This window comes from Flavobacterium sp. I3-2, from assembly GCF_013389595.1.
Taxonomy (GTDB): domain Bacteria; phylum Bacteroidota; class Bacteroidia; order Flavobacteriales; family Flavobacteriaceae; genus Flavobacterium.
On record NZ_CP058306.1, the window covers coordinates 1096605 to 1121925 of the forward strand.

General features: G+C 29.8%; 28 protein-coding genes. 24 read left to right on the forward strand and 4 right to left on the reverse strand.

All coding sequences use genetic code 11. The annotated features are described in order from the left end of the window. Nucleotides 1–72 precede the first annotated feature (72 nt). Nucleotides 73–921, reverse strand: a complete 849-nt coding sequence (locus HW119_RS05130) for a class I SAM-dependent methyltransferase (protein WP_177761804.1) — start codon at nucleotides 919–921, stop codon at nucleotides 73–75. A 1186-nt stretch (nucleotides 922–2107) separates the two neighbouring features. Between HW119_RS05130 and HW119_RS05135 the strand changes: the two genes are divergently transcribed. After that, nucleotides 2108–2422, forward strand: coding sequence for a hypothetical protein (locus HW119_RS05135; RefSeq protein ID WP_177761807.1), 315 nt, complete (start codon nucleotides 2108–2110; stop codon nucleotides 2420–2422). A 124-nt stretch (nucleotides 2423–2546) separates the two neighbouring features. Here the strand turns inward: HW119_RS05135 and mnmG are convergent, their stop codons facing one another. Both mnmG and ybeY read right to left on the reverse strand, forming a co-directional pair. Beyond that, nucleotides 2547–4424, reverse strand: coding sequence for a tRNA uridine-5-carboxymethylaminomethyl(34) synthesis enzyme MnmG (gene mnmG / locus HW119_RS05140; protein WP_177761809.1), 1878 nt, complete (start codon nucleotides 4422–4424; stop codon nucleotides 2547–2549). Nucleotides 4425–4467: 43 nt separating this feature from the next. Then, complete coding sequence (gene ybeY / locus HW119_RS05145; protein ID WP_177761811.1) at nucleotides 4468–4887, reverse strand: rRNA maturation RNase YbeY; 420 nt, start codon at nucleotides 4885–4887, stop codon at nucleotides 4468–4470. Nucleotides 4888–5735: 848 nt separating this feature from the next. Between ybeY and HW119_RS05150 the strand changes: the two genes are divergently transcribed. Continuing rightward, nucleotides 5736–6287: a hypothetical protein gene (locus HW119_RS05150; protein WP_255498014.1), complete on the forward strand. Its 552-nt coding sequence runs from the start codon at nucleotides 5736–5738 to the stop codon at nucleotides 6285–6287. A 14-nt stretch (nucleotides 6288–6301) separates the two neighbouring features. On the opposite strand, the gene HW119_RS05155 is transcribed toward HW119_RS05150, so the two are convergent. Beyond that, nucleotides 6302–7555, reverse strand: coding sequence for an NAD(P)/FAD-dependent oxidoreductase (locus HW119_RS05155; protein WP_177761815.1), 1254 nt, complete (start codon nucleotides 7553–7555; stop codon nucleotides 6302–6304). A gap of 121 nt (nucleotides 7556–7676) precedes the next feature. Here HW119_RS05155 and hutH point away from each other — a divergent pair, with 121 nt between their 5' ends. The 22 genes from hutH to HW119_RS05265 are packed head-to-tail and all read left to right on the forward strand — an operon-like array spanning nucleotide 7677 to nucleotide 25318. After that, complete coding sequence (gene hutH / locus HW119_RS05160; RefSeq protein WP_177761817.1) at nucleotides 7677–9203, forward strand: histidine ammonia-lyase; 1527 nt, start codon at nucleotides 7677–7679, stop codon at nucleotides 9201–9203. A 13-nt stretch (nucleotides 9204–9216) separates the two neighbouring features. Beyond that, nucleotides 9217–9948, forward strand: a complete 732-nt coding sequence (fabG, locus tag HW119_RS05165) for a 3-oxoacyl-ACP reductase FabG (RefSeq protein ID WP_177761819.1) — start codon at nucleotides 9217–9219, stop codon at nucleotides 9946–9948. Then, complete coding sequence (locus HW119_RS05170; RefSeq protein WP_177761821.1) at nucleotides 9948–11171, forward strand: beta-ketoacyl-[acyl-carrier-protein] synthase family protein; 1224 nt, start codon at nucleotides 9948–9950, stop codon at nucleotides 11169–11171. Before fabG ends, HW119_RS05170 begins: the two co-directional genes overlap by 1 nt. A gap of 10 nt (nucleotides 11172–11181) precedes the next feature. After that, entirely contained in the window at nucleotides 11182–11424 is a 243-nt protein-coding gene (locus HW119_RS05175) for a phosphopantetheine-binding protein (RefSeq protein ID WP_177761823.1), read from the forward strand. Nucleotides 11425–11434: 10 nt separating this feature from the next. Beyond that, a complete protein-coding gene (locus HW119_RS05180; RefSeq protein ID WP_177761825.1) occupies nucleotides 11435–12322 on the forward strand; it encodes a lipid A biosynthesis acyltransferase in 888 nt (295 codons plus the stop codon). A 2-nt stretch (nucleotides 12323–12324) separates the two neighbouring features. Continuing rightward, nucleotides 12325–13227 (forward strand): dialkylrecorsinol condensing enzyme DarA, encoded by a 903-nt coding sequence (locus HW119_RS05185; RefSeq protein ID WP_177761827.1) that lies wholly within the window; start codon nucleotides 12325–12327, stop codon nucleotides 13225–13227. A gap of 6 nt (nucleotides 13228–13233) precedes the next feature. After that, the gene (locus HW119_RS05190; RefSeq protein WP_177761829.1) at nucleotides 13234–14373 is read left to right on the forward strand and encodes a beta-ketoacyl-ACP synthase III; all 1140 of its coding nucleotides are present in this window, start codon (nucleotides 13234–13236) and stop codon (nucleotides 14371–14373) included. Nucleotides 14374–14375: 2 nt separating this feature from the next. Then, entirely contained in the window at nucleotides 14376–14810 is a 435-nt protein-coding gene (locus HW119_RS05195) for a hypothetical protein (RefSeq protein WP_177761831.1), read from the forward strand. Beyond that, the gene (locus HW119_RS05200; RefSeq protein WP_177761833.1) at nucleotides 14810–15274 is read left to right on the forward strand and encodes an ABC transporter permease; all 465 of its coding nucleotides are present in this window, start codon (nucleotides 14810–14812) and stop codon (nucleotides 15272–15274) included. Before HW119_RS05195 ends, HW119_RS05200 begins: the two co-directional genes overlap by 1 nt. Nucleotides 15275–15277: 3 nt before the next feature. Then, nucleotides 15278–15682 (forward strand): hypothetical protein, encoded by a 405-nt coding sequence (locus HW119_RS05205; protein WP_177761836.1) that lies wholly within the window; start codon nucleotides 15278–15280, stop codon nucleotides 15680–15682. Beyond that, nucleotides 15682–16677 carry a BtrH N-terminal domain-containing protein gene (locus HW119_RS05210; RefSeq protein WP_177761838.1) on the forward strand — a complete coding sequence of 332 codons (996 nt, stop codon included), beginning with the start codon at nucleotides 15682–15684 and terminating at the stop codon, nucleotides 16675–16677. The genes HW119_RS05205 and HW119_RS05210 overlap by 1 nt, the downstream gene beginning before the upstream one ends. Beyond that, complete coding sequence (locus tag HW119_RS05215) at nucleotides 16677–17429, forward strand: ABC transporter ATP-binding protein (protein WP_177761840.1); 753 nt, start codon at nucleotides 16677–16679, stop codon at nucleotides 17427–17429. Before HW119_RS05210 ends, HW119_RS05215 begins: the two co-directional genes overlap by 1 nt. Then, nucleotides 17419–18696 (forward strand): ABC transporter permease, encoded by a 1278-nt coding sequence (locus HW119_RS05220; protein ID WP_177761842.1) that lies wholly within the window; start codon nucleotides 17419–17421, stop codon nucleotides 18694–18696. Before HW119_RS05215 ends, HW119_RS05220 begins: the two co-directional genes overlap by 11 nt. Beyond that, nucleotides 18671–19117, forward strand: a complete 447-nt coding sequence (locus HW119_RS05225) for an acyl-CoA thioesterase (RefSeq protein ID WP_177761844.1) — start codon at nucleotides 18671–18673, stop codon at nucleotides 19115–19117. Before HW119_RS05220 ends, HW119_RS05225 begins: the two co-directional genes overlap by 26 nt. Before the next feature lies 1 nt (nucleotide 19118). Further along, a complete protein-coding gene (locus HW119_RS05230; protein WP_177761846.1) occupies nucleotides 19119–20234 on the forward strand; it encodes a beta-ketoacyl synthase N-terminal-like domain-containing protein in 1116 nt (371 codons plus the stop codon). Nucleotides 20235–20241: 7 nt separating this feature from the next. Then, complete coding sequence (locus HW119_RS05235; RefSeq protein WP_177761848.1) at nucleotides 20242–20844, forward strand: 3-oxoacyl-ACP synthase; 603 nt, start codon at nucleotides 20242–20244, stop codon at nucleotides 20842–20844. Between the two features lies 1 nt (nucleotide 20845). Further along, entirely contained in the window at nucleotides 20846–21103 is a 258-nt protein-coding gene (locus HW119_RS05240) for a phosphopantetheine-binding protein (protein ID WP_177761850.1), read from the forward strand. A 3-nt stretch (nucleotides 21104–21106) separates the two neighbouring features. Beyond that, a complete protein-coding gene (locus tag HW119_RS05245) occupies nucleotides 21107–22303 on the forward strand; it encodes a beta-ketoacyl-[acyl-carrier-protein] synthase family protein (RefSeq protein WP_177761852.1) in 1197 nt (398 codons plus the stop codon). Next, complete coding sequence (locus HW119_RS05250; protein WP_177761854.1) at nucleotides 22303–23358, forward strand: beta-ketoacyl synthase chain length factor; 1056 nt, start codon at nucleotides 22303–22305, stop codon at nucleotides 23356–23358. Before HW119_RS05245 ends, HW119_RS05250 begins: the two co-directional genes overlap by 1 nt. Further along, complete coding sequence (locus tag HW119_RS05255; protein WP_177761856.1) at nucleotides 23352–24128, forward strand: polysaccharide deacetylase family protein; 777 nt, start codon at nucleotides 23352–23354, stop codon at nucleotides 24126–24128. The genes HW119_RS05250 and HW119_RS05255 overlap by 7 nt, the downstream gene beginning before the upstream one ends. Further along, nucleotides 24118–24747 carry an outer membrane lipoprotein carrier protein LolA gene (locus HW119_RS05260; protein ID WP_177761858.1) on the forward strand — a complete coding sequence of 210 codons (630 nt, stop codon included), beginning with the start codon at nucleotides 24118–24120 and terminating at the stop codon, nucleotides 24745–24747. Before HW119_RS05255 ends, HW119_RS05260 begins: the two co-directional genes overlap by 11 nt. Further along, the gene (locus HW119_RS05265) at nucleotides 24713–25318 is read left to right on the forward strand and encodes a hypothetical protein (protein ID WP_177761860.1); all 606 of its coding nucleotides are present in this window, start codon (nucleotides 24713–24715) and stop codon (nucleotides 25316–25318) included. Before HW119_RS05260 ends, HW119_RS05265 begins: the two co-directional genes overlap by 35 nt. The last annotated feature ends 3 nt before the right edge of the window (nucleotides 25319–25321 follow it).

Here is a 25321-nt window from a genome sequence, read left to right on the forward strand (position 1 = left end):
CGATTTAAGACACTTTTAAAAAATCTTAATATAGAATTACATTTCGGCTAGAGATTTTAAAAAAGAAATATCTTATTTTAAGTTTTTTAAAAAATAAACATGTGAAGAATACTCTTTTGATGATTTTCCTTTCAAGTTGGAAAGTAAGCCAACATAAAAAGCACGAAATGGATTCATCTTACCTGTTTTGTATTTCTCGGATAAAAGTGAAACATAAAAACTATCGAAATACATCGGTTTAATATGTATCAACTCCATCTGATAATTTTTAAATATTTTTTTTATCGCAGTTTTGCTAAAATGCCAAAGATGTCTAGGTACATCGTAAGCTGCCCAATCTGATTTATAAAATTGCGCATCGTACGATTTAAAATTAGGAACAGCAATAATTAAAATTCCATTTGGTTTAAGTAAACTTTTAATTTGTTTGATTTGTTTATCTAAATCTAGAACGTGCTCCAAAACATGCCACATGGTAATTACATCGAAAGTATGTTTTTCAAAAGAATCTAAATCATCAATAAGATTTATATTTTTAGATTTTGAAATGGCTTTAGCTTTTTCATTAGGTTCAAAACCGAATACCTTCCATCCTTCTTGATTTGCACGAAATAAAAAATCACCAGTTCCACATCCGATGTCTAAAATTTTTTGAATGTTTGAATGCTTACTTTTAATCCAACCTATTTTATCATTTAAGGTTTTCTTCTTTACCAACTGATAAACCTTTTCAAATAAATTACGCGTTCCATCAGTATGAGAAATATAATCTTCACTTTCGTAATATTTACCTAATTCATTTAATTCTGGAAAAGGCATCGTTTTTAATAAATCATATTCTGAATCTAAATACAAATCAAATTTTTCTTTGGAAACGGAGTAATCTTTTACTTGGATTATTTTCTTATCGAAATGAAACATACTATTTTTTAAGTTTTTTTATCGTTTGGAGTGTTCGAAATTACTATATTTAAAACATGATTTCTAATAAAAATAGATAATTTTTAAAAGTTTTTTAATCTTCTTCCCAATTTATTTTTTACTCTTTCGTTTGGATTTCTATTAAAATTAAAAAATCATCGAACTAGGAAAGAGTTTTAAATTTTAGCAAAGTTACTACCTTGTAAAATAAAATAATTCTTAAAATTCGTTCTTGAAATTCGTTCTTGAAATTCGTTCTTGAAATTCGTTCTTGAAATTCGTTCTTGAAATTCGTTATTGAAATTCGTTATTGAAATTCGTTATTGAAATTCGTTATTGAAATTCGTTATTGAAATTCGTTATTGAAATTCGTTATTGAAATTCGTTTTGGAGATTCGTTCTTGAAATTCGTTCTTGAAATTCGTTCTTGAAATTCGTTATTAAAATTCGTTATTAAAATTCGTTATTGAAATTCTTTCTTGAAATACATACTTGAAATACATACTTGAAATACATACTTGAAATACATACTTGAAATACATACTTGAAATACATACTTGAAATACATACTTGAAATTTATTTAAACATACGTAATAGAAAATATTATTAAAACTATCTAACTCCGACAAAGTTTTGAACTCTGTCGGAGTTGCTTTTTATATAAATATAAAATCATTCTTGAAATTCATTTTGAAGATTCGTTCTTGAAATTCGTTCTTGAAATTCGTTCTTGAAATTCGTTCTTGAAATTCGTTCTTGAAATTCGTTCTTGAAATTCGTTCTTGAAATTCGTTCTTGAAATTCGTTCTTGAAATTCGTTCTTGAAATTCTTTTTTGATATTCGTTTTGGATATTCGTTTTGGATATTCTTTCTTGATATTCTTTCTTGATATTCTTTCTTGATATTCTTTCTTGATATTCTTTCTTGATATTCTTTCTTGATATTCTTTCTTGATATTCTTTCTTGATATTCTTTCTTGATATTCTTTCTTGATATTCTTTCTTGATATTCTTTCTTGATATTCGTTCTTGATATTCGTTCTTGATATTCTTTCTTGATATTCTTTCTTGATATTCTTTCTTGATATTCTTTCTTGATATTCTTTCTTGATATTCTTTCTTGATATTCGTTTTGGATATTCTTTCTTGATATTCGTTCTTGAAATTCGTTCTTAATATTCGTTCTTGATATTCGTTCTTGATATTCGTTTTGGATATTCGTTTTGGATATTCTTTTTGGATATTCTTTTTGGATATTCTTTTTGGATATTCTTTTTGGATATTCTTTTTGGATATTCTTTTTGGATATTCTTTTTGGATATTCTTTTTGGATATTCTTTTTGGATATTCTTTTTGGATATTCTTTTTGGATATTCTTTTTGGATATTCTTTTTGGATATTCTTTTTGGATATTCTTTTTGGATATTCTTTTTGGATATTCTTTTTGGATATTCTTTTTGGATATTCTTTTTGGAGATTCGTTTTAGAGATTCGTTTTAGAGATTCGTTCTTGAAATACTTTTCTACACAAATCCACTATTCTATTTCCAAAACAAAAGATATAAAAAAACCTCAAAATGTAAGTTTCGAGGTTTAAAATTTTATAGATGTTTCACGTGGAACATTATCTTCCCATGTGAATTAATAGGATTGAAATATCTGATGGAGCTACTCCACTAATTCGTGAAGCTTGTGAAATCGTAACTGGACGAATCTTTTTAAGCTTTTCACGAGCTTCAAAGCTCATAGATTTTATCTTATCGTAATCAAAATTTTCAGGAATTTTTACATCTTCTAAACGTGTAAGTTTATCAGCATTTTGCTTTTCCTTTTCGATATATCCAGAATACTTAACTTGAATTTCAGCTTGTTCAATAATTTCTTGGTCTAAATTATTTTCTTGAATATAATCTTGAACTTTATCAAACTTCAACATATCTTCTAATTCAATTTGAGGACGAGAAAAAACCTTAAACATTTTATCAGGTTGAACCATCGGAGCAGAACCTTTTGCTTCTAAAATAGGATTTGCTTCTTTTGTTTTAACTGAAGTTTCTTTAAAGAATTGAACAAATTTATCAGATTCATCTCGTTTATATTCCATACGTTTTAAACGAGAATCCGAAGCTAAACCAATCGCATGTGATTTTGGAGTTAATCTAAAATCAGCATTATCTTGACGAAGTAATGTTCGATATTCTGCTCGAGAAGTAAACATTCGATAAGGTTCTTCTGTACCTTTTGTAATCAAATCATCAATTAAAACACCAATATAAGCTTCATCTCTTTTTAAAATAAACGGCTCTTTTTCTTGAACTTTTAAAGCAGCGTTTATTCCAGCCATCAACCCTTGAGCAGCTGCTTCTTCATAACCGGTAGTTCCGTTAATCTGTCCTGCAAAATACAATCCAAAAACCAACTTCGTTTCTAACGTATGTCTTAATTGAGTTGGTGGAAAATAATCATATTCGATAGCATAACCAGCACGTAGAAATTTTACTTTTTCAAAACCAGCTACAGAACGTAAAGCTTTAAATTGAACATCTTCTGGAAGCGAAGTTGAAAAGCCGTTTACATAAACTTCACAAGTTTGCCATCCTTCTGGTTCAACAAAAATTTGGTGACGTTCTTTATCAGCAAAACGATTAATCTTATCTTCAATTGACGGACAATAACGTGGACCTAAACTTTTAATACGACCGTTAAACATTGGCGACCTATCGAAACCTTCACGTAATAAATCATGAACTTCATTTGACGTGTACGTCATGTGACAAGAACATTGAACAGTTAAAGGTTTTGTAATATCTGAATATGAAAATTTAGCAGGATTGACATCACCAGGTTGTTCTTCCATTTTAGAATAATCTAAACTACGACCATCAACTCGTGGAGGAGTTCCTGTTTTCATTCTTCCAGATTCGAAACCTACTTTAACTAAATCTTCCGTAATTCCAAAACTAGCACTCTCACCTGCTCTACCTCCACCGAATTGTTTTTCTCCGATATGAATCAAACCATTCAAAAAAGTACCATTTGTTAATACAACCGTTTTAGATTTTATCTCAATTCCTAAACTTGTACGAACACCTTTTACCACATGATTTTCGATTAAAATCCCAGAAACCATTTCTTGATAAAAATCTAAATTCGGAGTACCTTCTAACATCAAACGCCAAGTTTCTGCAAAACGCATTCTATCAGATTGAACTCTTGGTGACCACATCGCTGGACCTTTAGATTGATTCAACATTTTAAACTGGATTGCAGTTTGATCAGATACAATTCCAGAATAACCACCAAGTGCATCAATCTCTCGTACGATTTGACCTTTTGCAATTCCACCCATCGCAGGATTGCAACTCATTTGGGCGATATTTTGTAAACTCATTGTAACCAATAAAGTTTTCATTCCCATATTTGCAGCAGCGGCAGCAGCTTCTGAACCTGCATGACCAGCGCCGACTACAATAACATCATATTCTTCTTGAAATAAACTCATTGTTCCACGTGAAACATTTAATTAATAATATAGAATTTATGGTTTATTGTTCCACGTGGAACATTCCCATTTTTTCGTTTTCCTTTTGTCGCATAAGATTAGAATCATCTTCTGACTTATCTTTGTAACCACAGTAGTGTAAAATACCATGAGACATTACGCGAAGTAGTTCCTTTTCGAAAGATACCTCGTATTCTTTGGCATTCTCTTTTACACGTTCAATTGATATAAAAATATCACCAGAAATTAAATTTCCAATAGTATAATCAAAACTAATGATATCTGTTAGAGTATCGTGATCTAAATATTCCACATTGATTTTGTGTAAATATTCGTCATCACAAAAAATATAATTAACCTCACCTTCAGTATAATCTTCAGATTCAATAATCGCTTCAATCCAAGCTTCATAATCTGATTCATTTTTTAACTCAAAGTCAGTTTCGTAATTAAAAGTGATCATTTATATATAAAAATTAAAATACTTACAAAGGTAAAACAGAAAAATCTTAAATAATATTAAAAAAAAAATAAAAATTATTATGTAACAAACTGAAATTCAGTATATTGATAAATTATAAACATCAAAACTATATAAGTATTAATAAAATAAAGCTAATTTTTAAAAAGTAACGTCTTATAAATCGCATATTTGAGATTTAAATGTAAAACATATCGAATATTAAAAATATAAGCGATTCTCATCAATCAAAATAAAAATTGAATTACGATTTTATTTTAATTTCAAAACTTGTTATCAACATATATATTTAATAAAAGAAAAAATATTTTTAAAAAATTAAATTCTTCTTTCTTTATATTGTTTGTTAATATCTACAATAATTTTTTTTAAAGTTACTTGATTTTAAAGTTATCATTTGATATCAACAAATTCTTATTTATTAATTTGTTTTATTACAAAGGATTATAAATGTTATCAACAATTGTGTTTTTATTTTTTAATATAAAATATTTAATAAGTTACTTTGTGAATAATTGTTGATAACTGTGAGTAACTATCTCATAAACCAAAAATATTTTTATCATAAATAAATTTGTTTATTAAGATTCAATTCTTGTATTGTAAATTTTTTTGAATAACATAGTAAAAGTTTGTCTTTTTTATTTTTAGTTATTAACATTTTTATTACATTATTAATTAATTGATAATCAATAATTTAAGTTTTTAAATTAACATAATATTTTATTAAAATATAACCTATTGATAACGAATAATTTACATACTAATTTTATATAATAAACACCATGAGAAAATTATTTTTATGCCTTTTTTTGATTTTAAGTTCGCTAATGCAAGCACAAAAATTTAAAAATGAAAAAGGTGATTTAAATTTTTTAAAAGGAACAACAGAAATGAATGTGATTTTTAAATACGATAATCTTCGTTTAATGAAAGAAAATTATACCGAAGAAGAATATATCAAATCACACAAAAGTAATTTAAATGAAAAAGAAAAAGGTTTAGGTGAAATTTGGATTCATCAGTGGAATAATGCAAAAAGTCAAGTTTGGGAGCCTAAATTTTTACTTTTATTAAATAAGTATTCAAATAAAAAAATAACGTATCAATTAAACGATTCTAGTGCTAAATACACCATGATTATTGATGTTGTTTGGTTATATCCAGGTTGGGATGCTTTTATGATGAAACAACCTGCAAAAGTGACTACCAAAATTCAAATTGTTGATACAAACGATTTGCAAAATGTACTTTACGAAGTTGAAAGTATTGAAGCTCCGGGAAATCAATTTGGAAGTAATTTTAATAACGAAACGCGTTTAGGAGAAGGTTTTGCAAAAACAGCCAAATCGTTATCTAAAAAGATAAATAAGTTTTTATAAAAAAAGAGAATCTATTACAGATTCTCTTTTGCTTCTCGCTCCATTTTAATTAAATGAGCCATATTTTTTATCAAGTTATCATGTTTAGCTACAAACGGATTTGTTTTGTCCCAAACGTAACCTGCTAAAACCGAACATATTTTTTGTTTTACATCTGGATTTTCAGGTTGATGATAAAATAATTCTTGTAAATTGCCTGTGTACCATTCTCTAACATAAGTTGTAAAAACAGCGATTCCATATTTCATATAATCGGCATATTCAGTTTCCCAATCAACAATTTCACCTTTAATTTCTCGTTCAGCTAATTTCGCAGCAAGCATTCCAGATTCGGTTGCAAAACAAACTCCTGACGAAAATACTGGGTCCAAAAATTCAGAACTATTTCCTGTTAAAGCAAATCCATCTCCATATAAATTTTTTACAGCTGCCGAATAATTAGTTAATTTTTTAGGTTCAAAAATAAAAGGTACATTTCCAAAACGTTTGATGTAATAATCAGATAATTGAATCGCATTTTCTAAGGCTTCTTTTGTATCTTGATTTTCAGATAAACCATTAATAAACTCAGTTGGACCAACAATTCCTACACTTGTATTTCCGTTAGAAAACGGAATAACCCATAACCAAACTTGAGTTTCTAAAATATCAAAAGAAATTAATGTTCCTTCTTCTCCTTCAGGACGATTAACATCTTTTACATGAGAAAAAATGGCTGAATGCGGATTTAATTTTGATGGTTCATCTAAATCTAATAACCTTGGTAAAACACGACCATAACCACTTGCATCAATTAAAAATTTAGCTTTGATTTGCTTTAGATTTCCATTTTTATCTTTAACAACTGTTGTTGATTCTTTACCTTCAAAACTTACAGAAATAACTTCGGTTTCAAATTCTAAATCAACACCTTTACGTTTCATTTCTTGAGTGATTTCAAAATCAAAATCAGCACGCGGAATTTGCCAAGTCCAATCCCAACCTTCTCCGTATTTGTTACTAAAATCAAAAACACAGATTTCTTTTCCGCGAATAAATCGAGCACCTTTTTTCTTTTCAAAACCTTGTTTATCTAAATGATCGAATAATCCGGCTTCATTAAAATGATCCATTACTCTCGGAATTAAACTTTCACCAACAACAATTCTAGGAAAATTTGTTTTTTCGACAACTTTCACCTTCACTCCCTGATTATGTAGATAAGAAGAAGCAACGGCACCAGAAGGTCCTGCTCCAATAATTAAAACTTCTACAAATTCTGTTGTCATATTTTGATTCATAGTACGTTAAATTGTATTAAATTTGTCCAAATATTTTATATCAAAATTATAGATAATATTAATATTAATTTACAATAAACTAGATTTATTTTCAACTAATAAAACATTAATGATACAACTTAAAGAATATTTAAATTTAGAAGATTTTAGCCGTATTGTTTTTTCAAATGAACCCATTGAAATTAACAAAAATGTAATGAAACGTGTTGAAGAAAGTTTTGCATTTTTAAAAGAATTTTCTTCAAACAAAGTCATTTACGGTGTAAACACAGGTTTTGGTCCTATGGCACAATATAGAATCAAAGAATCAGATTGTTTACAACTTCAATATAATTTAATTCGTTCTCATGCATCAGGAACCAATCAACCATTGAATTCTACTCATGTTAAAGCAGCAATTTTAGCACGTTTAAACACACTTTCGTTAGGAAATTCGGGTATTAATTCTTCGGTTATTTTATTAATGAAAGAACTGATAAACAGAAACATTACACCATTAATTTTTTCACACGGTGGTGTTGGTGCAAGTGGAGATTTAGTTCAATTAGCACATCTGGCTTTAATTTTGATTGGTGAAGGTGAAGTGTTTTATAAAGGCGAAAGAAAATCTACGAAAGAAGTTTTTGAAATTGAAAAATTAGAACCTATTTGCGTTGAAATTCGGGAAGGTTTAGGATTAATGAACGGAACTTCTGTAATGACAGGAATCGGAATTGTTAATGTTAATCAAGCAAAAACATTATTAAATTGGTCGGTTAAAGCTTCGTGCATTATTAATGAAATTGTTCAAGCTTACGATGATCATTTATCTCAAACATTAAACGAAACCAAACTTCATAAAGGGCAACACGAAATTGCGAAACAAATGCGTAATCATTTACAATCAAGTAAATTGATTCGTAAACGCGCTGATCATTTGTATTCTGGGACAAATACTGAAGATGTTTTTAAAGAAAAAGTTCAAGAATATTATTCGATTCGTTGTGTTCCTCAAATTTTAGGACCGGTTTATGATACGATTGAAAATGTTGCTATGGTTTTAGAAAACGAAATCAATTCGGCAAACGATAATCCAATAATTGATGTAAAAACTCAACAAGTTTATCACGGTGGAAATTTCCATGGCGATTATATTTCGTTAGAAATGGATAAATTAAAATTGGTTACTACTAAATTATCTATGTTAGCAGAACGCCAATTAAATTATTTATTAAATGCAAAAATCAATGAACTTTTGCCGCCATTTGTAAATTTAGGAACATTAGGTTTTAATTTCGGAATGCAAGGCGTTCAGTTTACTGCAACATCAACAACTGCCGAAAATCAAACCTTATCAAATTCCATGTATGTGCATAGTATTCCAAACAACAACGACAATCAAGACATTGTAAGTATGGGAACCAATGCTGCTTTAATTTGTAGTAAAGTAATTGAAAATGCGTTTGAAGTTGTTGCTATCGAAATGATTACAATTGTTCAAGCGATTGATGCTTTGAACTTTAAAGATGAAGTTTGTACCGAAACAAAAAATATATATAATGATATTCGTCAAATAGTTCCAACTTTTAAAGAGGATCAGGTAATGTATCCGATTGTTCAAAAAGTGAAAGATTATTTAATGAAAGATGTAATTTAAAAAATATTAAACCATGAAATGCGCTTTAGTTACTGGAGGTTCGAGAGGAATTGGAAAAGCTATTTGTTTAAAATTAGCATCAGAAAATAAATATCATATATTAGTTAATTATCAATCTAATGAAGTTGCTGCATTAGAAACAGTTAAAGAAATTGAAGCTTTAGGCGGTACTGCCGAAATTCTAAAATTTGATGTTGCCAATCAAGAGGAAGTTCAAACTGCTTTATCTAATTGGAAAGAAAAAAATCCAGAAGCAATTATGGAAACCATCGTAAATAATGCTGGAATTACTCGCGACGGACTTTTTATGTGGATGCAACCCAACGATTGGAAATCTGTGATTGATACCAGTTTAAACGGTTTTTATAACGTAACTAACTTTTTTATTCAAGATATGTTACGCAAAAAATACGGACGAATAATTAATATGGTTTCTGTTTCTGGGGTAAAAGGAACAGCTGGTCAAACCAATTATTCTGCTGCAAAAGGTGCTTTGGTTGCTGTAACAAAAGCATTAGCTCAAGAAGTTGCTAAAAGAAAAATTACAGTAAATGCTGTTGCTCCTGGTTTTATTAAAACCGATATGACAGCAGATTTAGATGAAAAAGAATTGATTAAGATGATACCAGCTAATCGTTTTGGCGAAGCAGAAGAAGTTGCTAATTTAGTTTCGTTCTTGGCTTCTGATAAATCGAGTTATATTACTGGCGAAATAATTAATATTAACGGAGGAATTTATTCGTAATGAATAATAGAGTTGTTATTACCGGTATGGGAATTTATTCTTGTATTGGTACTTCTTTAGAAGAAGTAAAAGAATCTTTATACAATGGAAAATCTGGAATTATTTTCGATGAAAAACGAATCGAATATGGATTTCAATCGCCTTTAACAGGAAGCGTTCCTAAGCCAGATTTAAAAAAATTATTAAGTCGTCGTCAGCGAATTACCATTGGCGAAGAAACCGAATATGCTTATTTAGCAACCATCGAAGCATTAAAAAACGCAAACATTTCCGAAGATTATTTTAACAATCACGAAGTAGGTTTGTTATACGGAAATGACAGCGTTTCTAAAGCAATTATCGATGCAACTGATATTGTTCGTGAAAAAAAAGATACAGCTTTAATAGGTTCTGGTGCTATTTTTAAATCGATGAATTCGACCGTAACCATGAATTTATCTACGATTTTTAATATTCGTGGAATAAATATGACCATTAGTGCAGCTTGTGCAAGTGGTTCACATGCAATCGGTTTAGCTCACATGATGATAAAAAATGGTTTTCAAGACATGATTATTTGTGGTGGAGCTCAAGAAATCAACGAATATGCGATGGCAAGTTTTGATGGTTTAGGTGTTTTTTCGCATGAAAAAGTTGATGCAACCAAAGCTTCTCGCCCATTTGATGCTTCAAGAAATGGTTTAGTTCCAAGCGGTGGTGGTGCAACTGTAATTTTAGAAAGTTATGAATCTGCTGTAAAACGTGGAGCTCCAATTATTGCTGAGATTTTAGGTTACGGATTTTCATCTAACGGTGGACATATTTCAACTCCAAACGTTGACGGACCTGCAACAGCAATGAAAAAAGCATTGGAACAAGCAGGTTTAGAAGCTAAAGATATCGAATACATCAACGCACATGCTACTTCAACTCCGGTTGGTGATGCTAACGAAGCCAAAGCAATTCACGAAGTTTTTGGAGCAACGAAACCTTATGTAAGTTCTACAAAATCAATGACAGGTCATGAATGTTGGATGGCTGGTGCAAGCGAAATCATTTATTCAACTTTAATGATGCAGCACGATTTTATAGCTCCAAATATTAATTTTGAGACTCCAGATGAAGATTCTTCAAAGTTAAATTTAGTAAGTAAAACTATAAATAAAGAATTTGATATATATTTGTCCAATTCTTTTGGATTTGGAGGAACAAATTCAGCATTAATCGTAAAAAAAATAAAATAATTATTATAAAATGAAAATTGACGAAATAGTAGAAAAGGTAAATGAGATTTTGATAGAAGAATTTGAAGTAGATCCTGAGGTTATTTCATCTGAAAAAAACTTAAAAGAAACATTAGATTTAGATAGTTTAGATTATGTAGATTTAGTAGTTATCATAGAATCAAATTTTGGCGTTAAATTGGTTGAAGCCGATTTTGCCGGAATGGTTACTTTTAATGATTTTTATAATATCATCGAAAACAAATTAGATTAAATTTTCTAAAATGAGCCAATGGGACGGTAAGTCTAAAGGAAATCTATTAGGCTACAAAATTTTTGTTTTTTTAATTAAAAAGTTAGGAGTTAAAGCAGCATATAGTATATTAATATTTGTTGCTTTTTACTATTTTATCGCCTATCCAAAAAGTTTTAGAGATATTTTTTATTACTTCAAAAACAGACAACAATTCTCGTATTTCAAATCTATTTTAGCTGTTTATAAAAGTTATTTTGTTTTTGGACAAATTCTAATAGATAAAGTTGCTATTTCTGCAGGTATGCGAGATAAATTCACGTATGATTTTGATGGAATTTCGGTTTTAAAACAACTTTTATCTGAGAAAAAAGGCGGAATTTTAATCAGTGCTCACATTGGTAATTTTGAAATTGCTGAAAAATTTTTCGCAGATATCGATTTCAATTGCGAAATCAATATTGTCACAACAGATCAAGAACATTCGATAATTAAAAGTTATTTAGAAAGTATTGCTCAAAAATCAAATATGAAATTTATCTTTGTTAAAGATGATATGTCGCATATTTTTAATATTAACGAAGCTTTATCTAAAAACGAATTGATTTGTTTTACTGGTGACCGTTATTTTGAAGGTTCTAAAACGTTAAATGCTAATTTATTAGGTGAAGAAGCAATTTTTCCTGCTGGACCATTTGTAATTGCTTCGCGTTTAAAAGTTCCGGTTGCATTTGTTTATGTGATGAAAGAATCGAATTTGCATTATCATTTATATACACGTAGATCTGCCGAATTCAAGCAAAGAGATGCTCAGGCAGTTTTAGATAATTATACAAAAAGTGTTTCTGAAATCTTAAAAAAATATCCCTATCAATGGTTTAATTATTTTGATTTTTGGAATCATTTTAAAGAAAATTAGTAATGAAAAATGTATTGGTAATTTATTATTCGCAATCTGGTCAATTGAAAGAAATTGCAGATCAAATTTCTCAACCTTTTATTAAGGATGAGAATGTTCGAGTTGATTATTATCAAATACAAATGCAAAATGAATTTCCTTTTCCTTGGGATAAAGATTCGTTTTTTGGAGCTTTTCCGGATTCATTTCAACAAGTTCCACATCAAATTTTGCTACCATCTGAAAGTATTTTAAATACAAATTATGATTTGATTTTATTTCATTATCAAGTTTGGTATTTAACACCTTCCATTCCAATTAATTCATTTTTAAAAAGTGATTACGCTAAAAAAATATTACAGAATAAATCTGTAGTTACCATCAGCGGAAGCCGAAATATGTGGGCTTTAGCTCAAGATAAAATGAAAATTTTATTGCATGATAATAATGCAAAATTAGTTGGAAACATTGCTTTAGTAGACCGAAATATTAATCTTATAAGCGTTGTAACCGTTGTAGATTGGATGTTTAGTGGTATAAAAAAGAAAGCTTACGGTATTTTTCCTTTACCCGGAGTTTCTGAAGCTGAAATTAAAGAATCAAGTAAATTCGGAACAATTATTTATAATCATTTTTTGAATGAAAATTATACAGGTTTACAAACCGAGTTAGTTGCTAACGGAGCCGTTGAATTCAGACATTTTTTAATTTCAATGGATAAGAAAGCAAATAAGATGTTTAAAATTTGGGCTAAAATAATTTCGTCAAATCCAAATAAGAAAAAAATTCTCACTAAATTGTTTAACTATTATTTATTCGTTGCAATTTGGGTTTTATCTCCAATTGTACATTTAATAGAAACCATTTTATATCCTGTTTTATATTTTAAAATAAGGAAACAAAAAAAATATTATCAAGGTATTTAAAAAAGCATGTTAAAAGAAGTTTATATAACAAGAGCATCGAAATTTTTACCAAATCAATCTGTATCTAATGATGAAATGGAATCGATTCTTGGAAAAATTAATCAAACACCATCAAAAGCAAGACGAATTGTTCTGAGAAATAACGGAATTCAGTCGCGTTATTATGCATTGGATAATCAAGGAAAAGTTACACATTCTAATGCTGAATTGACTTTTTTAGCAATTTCAGATTTACTTGATACAGATTTTTCTGCTCAAGATATCGAAGTTCTTTCTTGTGGAACTTCAACACCTGACCATTTATTGCCATCACATGCAGCTATGGTTCATGGTTTATTAAAAAATAAATCGGTCGAGTTAAATTCTTCGTCAGGAGTTTGTAATTCGGGAATGAATGCGCTAAAATTTGGTTATTTATCTGTGCTTTCAGGAAATTCAAATAATGCTGTTTGTACAGGTTCAGAACGTGTTTCTACTTGGATGCTAGCTGATAGATTTGAAAAAGAAATAGAAAATTTAAACGAGTTAGAAGAACAACCAATTATAGCGTTTAAAAAGGATTTTTTACGTTGGATGTTATCTGATGGAGCTGCAGCTTTTTTACTTCAAAATAAACCAAATTCTGAAGCTTTATCACTAAAAATCGAATGGATGGATGCCTATTCATATGCTCACGAAATCGAAGCTTGTATGTACGCTGGTGGCGATAAATTAGAAGATGGTTCAATAAAACCTTGGAGTGATTATAAAACCGAAGAATGGTTGTCGCAATCTGTTTTTTCTATTAAGCAAGATGTAAAATTATTAGATAAATATATTTTAACTAAAGGTGTTGAAAGCATGAAAGCTGCTTTAGATAAACATCAAGTTACAGCTAATGAAATCGATTATTTTTTACCGCATATTTCTTCAAATTTCTTTAAAAACGGACTTCAAGAGCAACTTGCAGAAGCCGGAATTGTACTTGAAGACGAAAAATGGTTTATGAATTTGTTTAAAGTCGGAAATGTTGGTTCTGCTTCAATTTATTTGATGTTAGAAGAATTATTTAATTCAGGCAAACTTCAAAAAGGACAAAAAATATTATTGTCTGTTCCTGAAAGTGGACGTTTTTCTTATAGTTATGCTTATTTAACGGTTTGTTAATTATGAATTATTCTTTTCCGATTACAGATAATAAATTGATAGAAAGCTTTATTCCGCAACGAAATCCAATCGTTATGGTTGATAAACTAATTGAATATTCTGAAAATAAAATTATTGGAGGTTTACAAGTTTCTGAATCTAATATTTTTGTAGAGAATAACATCTTAAAAGAACCGGGATTAATCGAACATATGGTTCAAACCGTGGCATTACACACAGGTTTTCAGTTTTTTCTTAAAAATCAAAAAGCTCCAACGGGTTATATTGGGTCAATAAAAAAAATAAATATCGAACGTTTACCATTGGTTAACGAACAAATTACTACAGAAGTTACTATTATTCAAGAATTTCTTGGTGTAACTTTGGTTGAAATCGTTTCGAGATGTAATAACGAAATCATTTCTAAAGGCGAATTAAAAACTGTAATTGCAAATTAATGTCTGATTATAAATCGAATAATATTACAGATATTTCTAGTTATCTGCCACATCAAAAACCTATGTTAATGGTAGATTTTATTGATGAAATTAGTGAAAATGAAGTGATTACTAAATTTACTATTTCATCAGATAATATATTTGTGGTTGACGGTTTTTTTCAAGAATGTGGATTGATTGAAAACGCAGCACAAACTTGCTCTTCTATTGTTGGACAAAATTATTTTTTCGACGAAAATTTAAATAAAAATCAAGAAGTAAAGGTTATTGGATTTATAAGCGCAATAAAAAAAATCGAAATATTTCAATTACCTCAAATCAATACACAAATTATTACAAAAGCTCAATTAGAATCTCGTTTTGAAGGCGATGATTATTCAATTTGTAGTATGTTTATTGAAATAAAAAATAACGAAAACGTGCTTTTAAAAGGTACGATGAATTTATTTTTACAAAAAATGTGATGTATGAAAAAGTCCGAAGTACCTCAAGATAAAAGTAGTTTACAAGATAAAAATTTAAAAGAAGTTTGTTATGCTATTGATGATGATGGAAAATTTACTACCGAATTAAGTTCGGGTTGGGAAGTTAAAACCATTATTCAAGAAAACAATTTAAATCATTTAAATGAAATTATCCAAGAAGCGAAGTTAAAAGTTCAGAAAGGCGAAGCAAGTCCCATTGAATATTTTATGGAACTGAATCGAATGGATTGGAAACTTTTAGCCGATTATATGGGAAAATGGGTTTGGCAAATCAAACGTCATCGCAATCCAAAAGTATTCAAAAATTTAAGCGAATCCACTTTAAAAAAATATGCAGAAACCTTTAATATTTCTGTCCAAGAATTAACAACATTTACAGGAAATTAATGCGCGCAACATTTACACATCATCAAACAGCACATTGCGAAAACGGCGTAGCTTCTAACTTGTTACGCAACCAAGGTTTAGAATTAAACGAACCAATGGTTTTTGGAATTGGCTCTGGATTGTTTTTTGTTTATTTACCTTTTTTAAAAATTAATCACGCTCCGGCGGTTTCATATCGTCCGTTACCCGGACAAATTTTCAATCGATTAGCTAATCGATTAGGAATCAAAATCAAAAGAATTAAATTTTCGAATAAGAAAAAAGCTCAAGAAGTTTTAGAAGAAAATTTACGCAATAACATTCCAACTGGTTTGCAAGTCGGTGTTTATCATTTAAACTATTTTCCTGACGAATATCGTTTCCATTTCAACGCACACAATTTAGTTGTTTTCGGAAAAGAAAACGGCAATTTCTTGATTAGCGATCCGGTTATGGAAACAACAACGTTATTAACAGAAGAAGAGTTAGAACGTGTTCGTTTTGCAAAAGGAGCTTTAGCACCCAAAGGACAACTTTATTATCCGATTTACATTCCACAAAATATAGATTTAGCTCCGGCAATTAAAAAAGCTATTAAGAAAACGTGTAACGATATGCTTGCTCCCGTTCCGATTGTTGGTGTTCGTGGAATTCGAATGGTTGGACGTGCCATCTTAAAATGGCCTAAAAAACACGGCGTAAAGAAAGCAAATCATTATTTGGGACAAATTGTTCGTATGCAAGAAGAAATTGGTACAGGTGGTGGTGGATTCCGTTTTATCTATGCCGCATTTTTGCAACAAGCTGCCGAAATCTTAAATAACAAGCAATTAGAAGAATTATCTTTAGAGATGATGAAAATTGGAGATTTATGGCGCGATTTTGCTGTAAATGCTTCTCGTGTTTATAAGAAAAGAAGTAATCAAGATAATGTTTACGAAGCCTTATCTGCCGAATTAATTCACATTGCCGATTTGGAAGAAGCTTTCTTTAAAAAACTTAAAAAAGCCATCTAATGAAACCTATTATTCAAATAGATAATTTATATAAAAAATATAAGAATACCGATTTTTTCTCGGTACAGGATTTGTCTTTACAAATCGACCAAGGAGAAATTTACGGATTATTAGGTCCAAACGGAGCCGGAAAAACCACTTTGATTTCCATGCTTTGTGGCTTGATAATGCCAACAACCGGTACTTTTCTTATCGACGGATTATCTTTTGATAAAAACAGCCAACAAATCAAAAAATTTATTGGAGTTGTGCCTCAAGAATATGCACTTTATCCAACATTAACAGCTTTTGAAAATTTAGTTTACTTCGGAAGCATGTACGGATTAAAAGGCACAGAATTAAAATCTAAAATCAATACGTTACTTGAACGTTTGGGATTGTTGTCATTTGCTCATAAACGAATTGAAACTTTTTCGGGTGGAATGAAGCGTAGAATCAATCTGATTGCGGGTTTATTGCATCAACCTAAAATTCTTTTTCTAGACGAACCAACCGTTGGTGTTGACGTTCAATCTAGAAATGTGATTATTGAATTCCTGAAAGAATTAAACGCTTCTGGAACTACGATTATTTACACCTCGCATCATTTGGTTGAAGCTGCCGATTTATGTTCGCAAATCGCAATTATTGACCAAGGAAAAATCTTTATTTCCGGAACGCCTACCGATTTGGTTAATCAAACAGCAGGAGCAAAAGATTTAGAAGATGTTTTTTTAGCATTAACCGGAAATCAATTACGAGATGTGGTATAAATTATTTCAAGCAATAAAAAAGGAATTTCTTTTATTGAAAAGAGATATTGGTGGTTTAATCACCTTGTTTGTTATGCCAATTGTTTTGGTAATAACCGTTACTTTGATTCAAGACAGTGCTTTTCAAGTGGTTTCTGAAACTAAAATTCCTGTTTTGGTTGTTGATAACGATAACGATGAAATTTCTAAAGCGATTCATTCTCAATTGCAAGAAACTGGAAGTTTAGAAATTATCAATCAAATAGATAATCAAACGGTTACCGAAGAAATGGCTAAAACAGCTGTTTTTAAAGGTAAATATCAGTTTGCGATTGTGATTCCTAAAGATTTATCTAAAGATTTAAATAAAAAAGTTAGTCAGAATGTGGACCAAATTTTAGGTGAATTTGGATTAGAAACCGATTCGACTCAAACAGTTGTAGAAGAAATTCCTTCAAAGGAAATCAAATTATATTTTGACCCGGCAACGCAAGCAACTTTTAAAAACGGAATTATAAATGCCATTGATAAAATGGTTGCTCAAATTGAAACTAAAGCAATTTATTCGACTTTTGAAGACCAAATGGGTTCTGAAATTTCATTAAATTCAAACGATAAATTTATCAGTTTCAAAGAAATTGTTCCAAATCTAGAAAACGATGCCGTTCCAAATTCGGTGCAACATAACGTTCCGGCTTGGACTTTATTCGCCATATTTTTTATCATTGTGCCACTTTCGATTAATTTTGTAAAAGAAAAAAATCAAGGAACTTACGTTCGATTAATCACCAATCCAACGCCAAATATTCTTTTAATTTTAGGCAAAACAGCAACGTATTTAATCATTTGTTTGATTCAGTTTTATTTGATTTTAGCTGTGGCTTTATTTTTATTTCCTCAAATGGGATTACCTCAATTAAATATCGATGGAAAATTAATCAATTTAACCATTTTGACTTTATTTGCTGGTTTAGCCGCCATTGGATTAGGAATTTTATTAGGAACCATTGCTAAAACGCAAGAACAAGCTGCACCATTTGGTTCTACTTTTGTTGTGATTCTCGCAGCTTTAGGCGGTGTTTGGATTCCCGTTTTTGCCATGCCAACGGTAATGCAAATTATTTCAAAGATTTCACCGATGAATTGGGCTTTAAATGGTTATTACGATATTATGTTGAGAAATGGTGGTATAAAAGATATTTTTCCAGAAATCTTATCCTTATTTTTGTTTTTTAGTTTAATGCTTGCAATTGCACTGATTTATGATAAGAAGAAAAGATTTGTATAAAGAAGAATCGAAACTTACAGTTACCAAACATTTTGACGTTCGTTTTAGCGAAGTTGATTCGTTAGGAATTGTATGGCACGGAAATTATATCATTTATTTCGAAGATGGTCGCGAAGCTTTTGGCAAACATCACGGAATTTCATATCTCGATGTGCAAGCAAACGGTTATACAACTCCAATTGTAAAATCGGTATGTGAACATAAATTGCCATTAAAATATGGCGAATCTGCTCGAATTGAAACAGCATTTGTTGATTCTCCGGCAGCAAAAATTATTTTTAGATTTCGAATTTATAATTCAAATAATCAGTTGGTTTGTTTCGGCGAATCAACTCAAGTTTTTTTAGATAAGGATGGAAATTTAGTTTTAAATCTGCCACCTTTTTTTGAAGAATGGAAACAAAAAGTAGGTTTATTGTAAGATGAAAAAAGTTTTTATAAAACAAACAAATTGTATCACGCCTTTAGGTTTTGATGTTGCTTCAAATTGGAATGCGATTCAAAATCTAGAATCAGGTATTCAATTACATGAGCAATTTGGAGCTTTTTCGAATATTTATGCTTCTTGTATTCCAAATTCAAAAATCAATGAACATTTTCAACAGATTGAAAAAAATACAGCTGATTTCAGTCGAGTTGAACAATTGTTGATTTCTGTAATGAAACCGGTAATTGATTCAAACGGAATTCAACCAAATTCAGTTTTGATTCTTTCTACAACCAAAGGAAATATCACGGCTTTAGAAAACAACGATTTAGAAAATGCTTTTTTAAGTCAATTGGCAAAAAAAATTGCGGATTATTTTCAGTTTAAAACCGAACCAATTGTTGTTTCAAATGCTTGTGTTTCTGGTGTTATGGCGCTTTCAGTTGCTAAACGAATGTTGCAAATGCAAGTGTATGCAAATGCTTATGTGGTTGCTGTTGATGAAGTTACTGAATTCGTAGTTTCTGGATTTAATTCGTTTCAAGCCATGAGCGACGAACCTTGTAAACCTTACGACGCTAATCGAAAAGGTGTTAATTTAGGAGAAGCTGCTGCTGTTTCTTTTTTAGATACAAATTCAGAAAATGCTTTAGTTGAAATCATTGGCGATGCAAATATCAACGATGCTAATCATATTTCTGGACCATCAAGAACGGGAGAAGGTTTGTTTTTAAGTATTCAATCTGCATTGAACGAAGCAAATATTACAACATATAAAATTGATGCGATTTCGTTACACGGAACGGCAACTTTGTATAACGATGAAATGGAAGCAATTGCGTTGAATCGTTTGCAAATGGAAGAAATTCCTGCACAAAGTATGAAAGGTTATTTTGGTCATACTTTAGGAACTTCTGGTTTATTAGAAACAATTTTATTGATAGAAAGTATGCAAAAAAATACTTTAATTGTTTCTAAAGGTTTTGAAACTTTAGGAGTTACGCAATCAATTAATATTACCACTCAAAATGAGTTTAAGAATATTAATTACGCACTGAAAACCGCTTCTGGTTTCGGAGGATGTAATTCGGCAATTGTATTAAAAAAATAAAAGTAAGGTGAAAGAAAGTTATTACATATCAAATTCTTGTGTGATTAAAAATCAAAAGGTTTTTAAAAATGAAGCTTTGGTTTTTGAATCAGAAAACACCGATTTTAATGCATTTGCAAAAGCTACCTATAAAAATTTGCAATTAGAATATCCGAAATTTTTCAAGATGGACGGATTGAGTAAATTGGCCTTTCTCGCATCTGAATATTTGCTTTCAGACAAAAATGAAGCAGATAACATTGCTTTGCTTTTTGCAAATAAAAGTGCTAGTTTAGATACCGATTTAAAACATCAAGAAAGTATTCAAGATAAAGAGAACTTCTTCCCTAGCCCTGCGATTTTTGTTTACACATTAGCAAATATTTGCATCGGTGAAGTGAGTATCAGACATCAACTAAAAAGTGAAAGTGCTTTTTTCTGTTCGGATAAATATCAAACAGAATTTATGTCTAATTACACAAATTATCTAATAGAAAATCAAAAAGCAGATAAAGTATTATGTGGTTGGGTTGATTTTTTAAACGATGATTATCAAGCAGTTTTTTATTTAATTGAAAAACACGGAACAAAAAAACATACAATTAACGAAATAGAAAATTTATTTATATAAAATGGAAAATTTAGCACACGAATTAAAAGTAAAAATAATTGACGTTTTAAACTTAGAAGATATTAACATTGAAGATATCAATGATACTGACCCGTTATTCGGAGATGGTTTAGGATTAGATTCAATCGATGCTTTAGAACTTATTGTTTTAATGGATAAAGAATACGGTATTAAATTAAGTGACCCGAAAGAAGGAAAAACTATTTTCCAAAACATTGAAACAATGGCAAATTATATTGCTGCAAATCGTACAAAATAATTTATGAGTAAAAAAGTTGCTATAACTGGAATGGGAATTATTTCTTCAATCGGGAATTCGGTTGAAGATAATTTCAATGCTTTAATTCAACAACAAACTGGAATTTCTAGATTAGAAAATTTTCAATCAAAACATGTAAATGAAATTAAAGTAGGAGAAATTAAACTAACTAATGAACAACTTGTTGAGCAGCTTAAATTATCTCAAGAAAATACGTTTACACGTACCGCTTTATTAGGCGCTTTTGCTGCTAAACAAGCGGTTGAAAATGCCGGTATTACAGATATTAATGAATATAAAACCGGTTTAATTTCTTCAACAAGTGTTGGTGGAATGGATTTCACTGAAAAACATTTCTACGAATATTTGACAGACGATTCATTAGCAAAATACATTACCAGTCACGATGCAGGCGATTCTTCAAACAAGATTGCTGAATATTTAGGTTTAAACGGATTTGTTTCTACCATAAGCACGGCTTGTTCATCTGCTGCAAATGCAGTGATGTTGGGCGCTCGTTTAATCAATTCAGGAAAATTAGACCGCGTAATTGTTGGCGGAACAGATGCTTTATCAAAATTTACGATAAACGGTTTTAAAACGTTAATGATTTTATCTGATACGTATAATAAACCTTTTGATGATAACAGAAAAGGTTTGAATTTAGGTGAAGCTGCTGCATATTTGGTTTTAGAATCGGAAGAAATGATTCAGAAAACCAATAAAGAAGTTTTAGCTTATGTTTCTGGTTTCGGAAATGCGAATGATGCTTTTCATCAAACAGCTTCTTCAGAAAACGGAGAAGGCGCTTTTTTAGCGATGCAAAAAGCTTTTAAAATTGCCGGATTAAATCCATCTGATATTGATTATATCAACGTTCATGGAACAGCAACTCCCAACAATGATTTATCTGAAGGAAGAGCTATTGCACGTTTATTTGAAAATCAAGTTCCCGATTTTAGTTCAACCAAACCTTACACCGGTCATACCTTGGCTGCTGCTGCTGCGATTGAAGCGGTTTTTAGCGTACTTGCAATTCAAAATAACATTGTATATCCAAACTTGAATTTTGAAACTCCTATGCAAGAATTTGATTTGATTCCGAATACCGAAGTAAAATCAAAAGAAATCAATCACGTTTTATCAAATTCATTCGGATTTGGTGGAAATTGTTCTACTTTAATTTTTTCTAAAAACTAATGAAAGCAGTTTATATAAACGGAATCGGTTCGGTTTCCATTCAATACCAAGATATTTTTGATTTTAATTTGGGAAGTATTTCAGATTTATCTGATGTAAATTACGCTAAACATCCATCATACAAAGAAATGATTCCAGCTGCGATGATTCGTAGAATGGCTCAAGGAGTAAAGATGGGAATTTATGCTTCGCAAACAGCGTTAAACGATGCTGAAATTGAATTTCCGGATGCGATTATTACCGGAACAGGAATGGGATGTTTACAAGATTCAGAAAAATTTCTTCGTGCCATTATCGAAAACGAAGAAGAATTTTTAACACCAACTTCTTTTATTCAATCTACGCATAATACCGTTGGTTCTCAGATTGCTTTGAGATTGGGTTGTAAAGGTTATAATTTTACGTATGTAAATGGCGCAAACTCTTTTGAAAATGCTTTGTTAGATGCCAAACTTCAAATCGAAAACGATGAAGAAAATAATATTTTAGTTGGTGGAATTGATGAAATTTCCGATTATACATTAAGTCTTTTAAAGAAGATTGAAGTTGTAAAAAAGGAAACATCTGAAATCGATTTTAAAAATCCAACATCTGTCGGAGTTCCGTTTGGTGAAGGAGCTAATTTCTTAGCTTTATCATCAGAAAAAAAATCGAATTCGTATGCAGAAATTTGTGATGTTTTTGTCCAAAATAAAATAGATTTGACAGATTTAAAACCAACTGTTTTATCATTTTTAGAAGCAAATGCAATTGATTTAAATGCAATTGATGTTTTAGTTTTAGGACGAAATGCCGATGTCAATTTTAACGAATATTATTCAGAAATTGAACAAATGTTTGAAGATAAATCCCAAGTTTATTACAAACATTTAAGTGCCGAATTTGATACGGCTTCTGCTTTTGGAGTTTTAGTTGCTGCAAAAGTTTTAAATAAACAACAAATCCCAAATGAAATACTTTGGAATAATGTACAAATAGCACAAACAAATTACGTTTTGTGTTACAATCAATATCGTGGAAAAGACCATAGTTTAGTACTATTAAAAAGATGCTAAAACATAAATACATTTGGATTATTTCTCTTTTATCCGTTTTTGTAATTCTAGTTTGTAACTATTATTACGACGTTTCATTGAGTTATCTTTTCATTGTTTTCTTCTTTTGGTTGGGATTAACTTCGTGGGGTTCGTTTGATATTCGATTAAATTACTTTATCAAAGCCTATTCAAAAAATACCAAAACTTTAGACCAAAAAATCGCTTTGACTTTTGATGATGGTCCGCATCCAATTACCAATCAGGTTTTAGATTTGTTAGATAAATACGAATTCAAAGCTACTTTTTTTTGCATTGGAAAACAGATTGAAATGTATCCGGATATTTTTAAGAGAATTCACGAAAGTGGGCATACCATCGGAAATCACACGTATTCACATACATCAAAAATGGGTTTTCTTTCAAAGAAAAAAATCATTCAAGAGATAACTATTTGCAATCGAATGATAGTTGATAGAATTGGAAAGAAACCAAAATTATATCGACCGCCATTCGGAGTTACAAACCCTGATATTGCTCTTGCTTTAAACGAACTTAAAATGGATGTAATTGGTTGGAATGTTCGTTCTTTAGATACTATTTTAACGAATGAACATGCTATTTTAAATCGTGTTTTACCAAGAATTAAGCCCGGTTCAATTGTTCTTTTTCACGATAATTCAGAACGAACGGTGCGTGTATTGGAACAATTATTGCATTTTATGAAGCACAATCAAATCGAATCAGTTACCGTTGATGAACTTTTAAATTTAGAACCTTATGAAAATTAAAAATATCGTATTCATTCTTTTATTAACTTTTAATTTTTCTGTTTTTGCTCAACAAAAAATGTCTCAAACAGAAATTAGTACTTTTAAAACCAATTTAATTGAAGCTAATAAAAAAATAAAAAGTTTAACGGCTGATTTTGTTCAATATAAACACATGGATTTTTTATCAAAAGATATCGAATCAAGTGGAAATTTTTATTTAAGTGTAACCAATGAATTGTTGTGGAAATACAATAAACCGGAAGCAATGAGTATTCTTTTTAAAAATAAAAAAATGCATACAAAATCTAACGGAAAAACATCAACCGTTGATTTATCTAAAAATAAAAAATTTGAACAGCTAAACAATTTTATTGTTGGAAGTTACACCGCTAATTTTTTAAATGAGAAAGATTTTACGATTTCATACTTCAAAGACGGAGCTACGAAAATTGTAAAATTAACTCCAAAACAAAAAGATTTAACCAAGTACATTAAAAGTGTTGAATTGTTTTTTAAATCTAACGAATACATTCTTTCTGAAGTTAAATTAATTGAACCTTCGGATGATTACACAAAAATTATTTTCAAAAATAAAGTAGAAAATGCGAAAATTAATCCTTCTGTTTTTAGTTTGTAATACGTTATGGTCTTGTAAAACAAAACAAATTATTGGAAGTGAATCTACTTCAGAAATTATTATAAATCCTTATTTTAATAATCCGGATATAGATTACGTTTATAAAGCTAAAATAAATGCTTTTTCTAAAGAATTTACCGGACTTTTTATTGCCAAAAAAATTGATAAAACTTCGCATCGAGTGGTTTTAAGTTCTGATTTCGGAAATACTTTGATTGATTTTACGATTTCTGAAAACGATTTTAAAGTCAATTACGTTTTAGACGATTTAAATAAAAAGTTGCTTATTAAAACACTTGAAAGCGATTTTAGAATTTTGTTAAAATCTAATATCCAATCGAATTCTAAATCTATTTCAAATTCAGAAATTCAATATTTTGCTAAATCTCAAAAAAATAATTTAGAATATTCTTATAAAATAATGGATAATGAATTATTTCAAATAAAAAAACTTAAAAGACATAAAGAAATTGTTACTTTTGATTTTAATGAGATAACCAATGATTATTGTTCAAAAATAACAATCAGTCACAAAAATTGGCCAATTACCATTCAATTAATCAAACAATAAATT

Excerpts from the sequence above, each read along its gene's own strand:
- hutH (WP_177761817.1), top strand. The coding sequence starts at position 7,677 with ATGATACAACTTAAAGAATATTTAAATTTAGAAGATTTTAGCCGTATT.
- mnmG (WP_177761809.1), bottom strand. The coding sequence starts at position 4,424 with ATGAGTTTATTTCAAGAAGAATATGATGTTATTGTAGTCGGCGCTGGT.
- HW119_RS05150 (WP_255498014.1), top strand. The coding sequence starts at position 5,736 with ATGCAAGCACAAAAATTTAAAAATGAAAAAGGTGATTTAAATTTTTTA.
- HW119_RS05185 (WP_177761827.1), top strand. The coding sequence starts at position 12,325 with ATGAAAAATGTATTGGTAATTTATTATTCGCAATCTGGTCAATTGAAA.
- HW119_RS05250 (WP_177761854.1), top strand. The coding sequence starts at position 22,303 with ATGAAAGCAGTTTATATAAACGGAATCGGTTCGGTTTCCATTCAATAC.
- HW119_RS05130 (WP_177761804.1), bottom strand. The coding sequence starts at position 921 with ATGTTTCATTTCGATAAGAAAATAATCCAAGTAAAAGATTACTCCGTT.
- HW119_RS05240 (WP_177761850.1), top strand. The coding sequence starts at position 20,846 with ATGGAAAATTTAGCACACGAATTAAAAGTAAAAATAATTGACGTTTTA.
- HW119_RS05180 (WP_177761825.1), top strand. The coding sequence starts at position 11,435 with ATGAGCCAATGGGACGGTAAGTCTAAAGGAAATCTATTAGGCTACAAA.
- HW119_RS05265 (WP_177761860.1), top strand. The coding sequence starts at position 24,713 with ATGCGAAAATTAATCCTTCTGTTTTTAGTTTGTAATACGTTATGGTCT.
- HW119_RS05255 (WP_177761856.1), top strand. The coding sequence starts at position 23,352 with ATGCTAAAACATAAATACATTTGGATTATTTCTCTTTTATCCGTTTTT.
- HW119_RS05260 (WP_177761858.1), top strand. The coding sequence starts at position 24,118 with ATGAAAATTAAAAATATCGTATTCATTCTTTTATTAACTTTTAATTTT.
- HW119_RS05230 (WP_177761846.1), top strand. The coding sequence starts at position 19,119 with ATGAAAAAAGTTTTTATAAAACAAACAAATTGTATCACGCCTTTAGGT.
- HW119_RS05155 (WP_177761815.1), bottom strand. The coding sequence starts at position 7,555 with ATGACAACAGAATTTGTAGAAGTTTTAATTATTGGAGCAGGACCTTCT.
- HW119_RS05175 (WP_177761823.1), top strand. The coding sequence starts at position 11,182 with ATGAAAATTGACGAAATAGTAGAAAAGGTAAATGAGATTTTGATAGAA.
- HW119_RS05200 (WP_177761833.1), top strand. The coding sequence starts at position 14,810 with ATGTCTGATTATAAATCGAATAATATTACAGATATTTCTAGTTATCTG.
- fabG (WP_177761819.1), top strand. The coding sequence starts at position 9,217 with ATGAAATGCGCTTTAGTTACTGGAGGTTCGAGAGGAATTGGAAAAGCT.
- HW119_RS05195 (WP_177761831.1), top strand. The coding sequence starts at position 14,376 with ATGAATTATTCTTTTCCGATTACAGATAATAAATTGATAGAAAGCTTT.
- HW119_RS05210 (WP_177761838.1), top strand. The coding sequence starts at position 15,682 with ATGCGCGCAACATTTACACATCATCAAACAGCACATTGCGAAAACGGC.
- HW119_RS05205 (WP_177761836.1), top strand. The coding sequence starts at position 15,278 with ATGAAAAAGTCCGAAGTACCTCAAGATAAAAGTAGTTTACAAGATAAA.
- HW119_RS05215 (WP_177761840.1), top strand. The coding sequence starts at position 16,677 with ATGAAACCTATTATTCAAATAGATAATTTATATAAAAAATATAAGAAT.
- HW119_RS05245 (WP_177761852.1), top strand. The coding sequence starts at position 21,107 with ATGAGTAAAAAAGTTGCTATAACTGGAATGGGAATTATTTCTTCAATC.
- HW119_RS05170 (WP_177761821.1), top strand. The coding sequence starts at position 9,948 with ATGAATAATAGAGTTGTTATTACCGGTATGGGAATTTATTCTTGTATT.
- HW119_RS05190 (WP_177761829.1), top strand. The coding sequence starts at position 13,234 with ATGTTAAAAGAAGTTTATATAACAAGAGCATCGAAATTTTTACCAAAT.
- HW119_RS05225 (WP_177761844.1), top strand. The coding sequence starts at position 18,671 with ATGATAAGAAGAAAAGATTTGTATAAAGAAGAATCGAAACTTACAGTT.
- ybeY (WP_177761811.1), bottom strand. The coding sequence starts at position 4,887 with ATGATCACTTTTAATTACGAAACTGACTTTGAGTTAAAAAATGAATCA.
- HW119_RS05220 (WP_177761842.1), top strand. The coding sequence starts at position 17,419 with ATGTGGTATAAATTATTTCAAGCAATAAAAAAGGAATTTCTTTTATTG.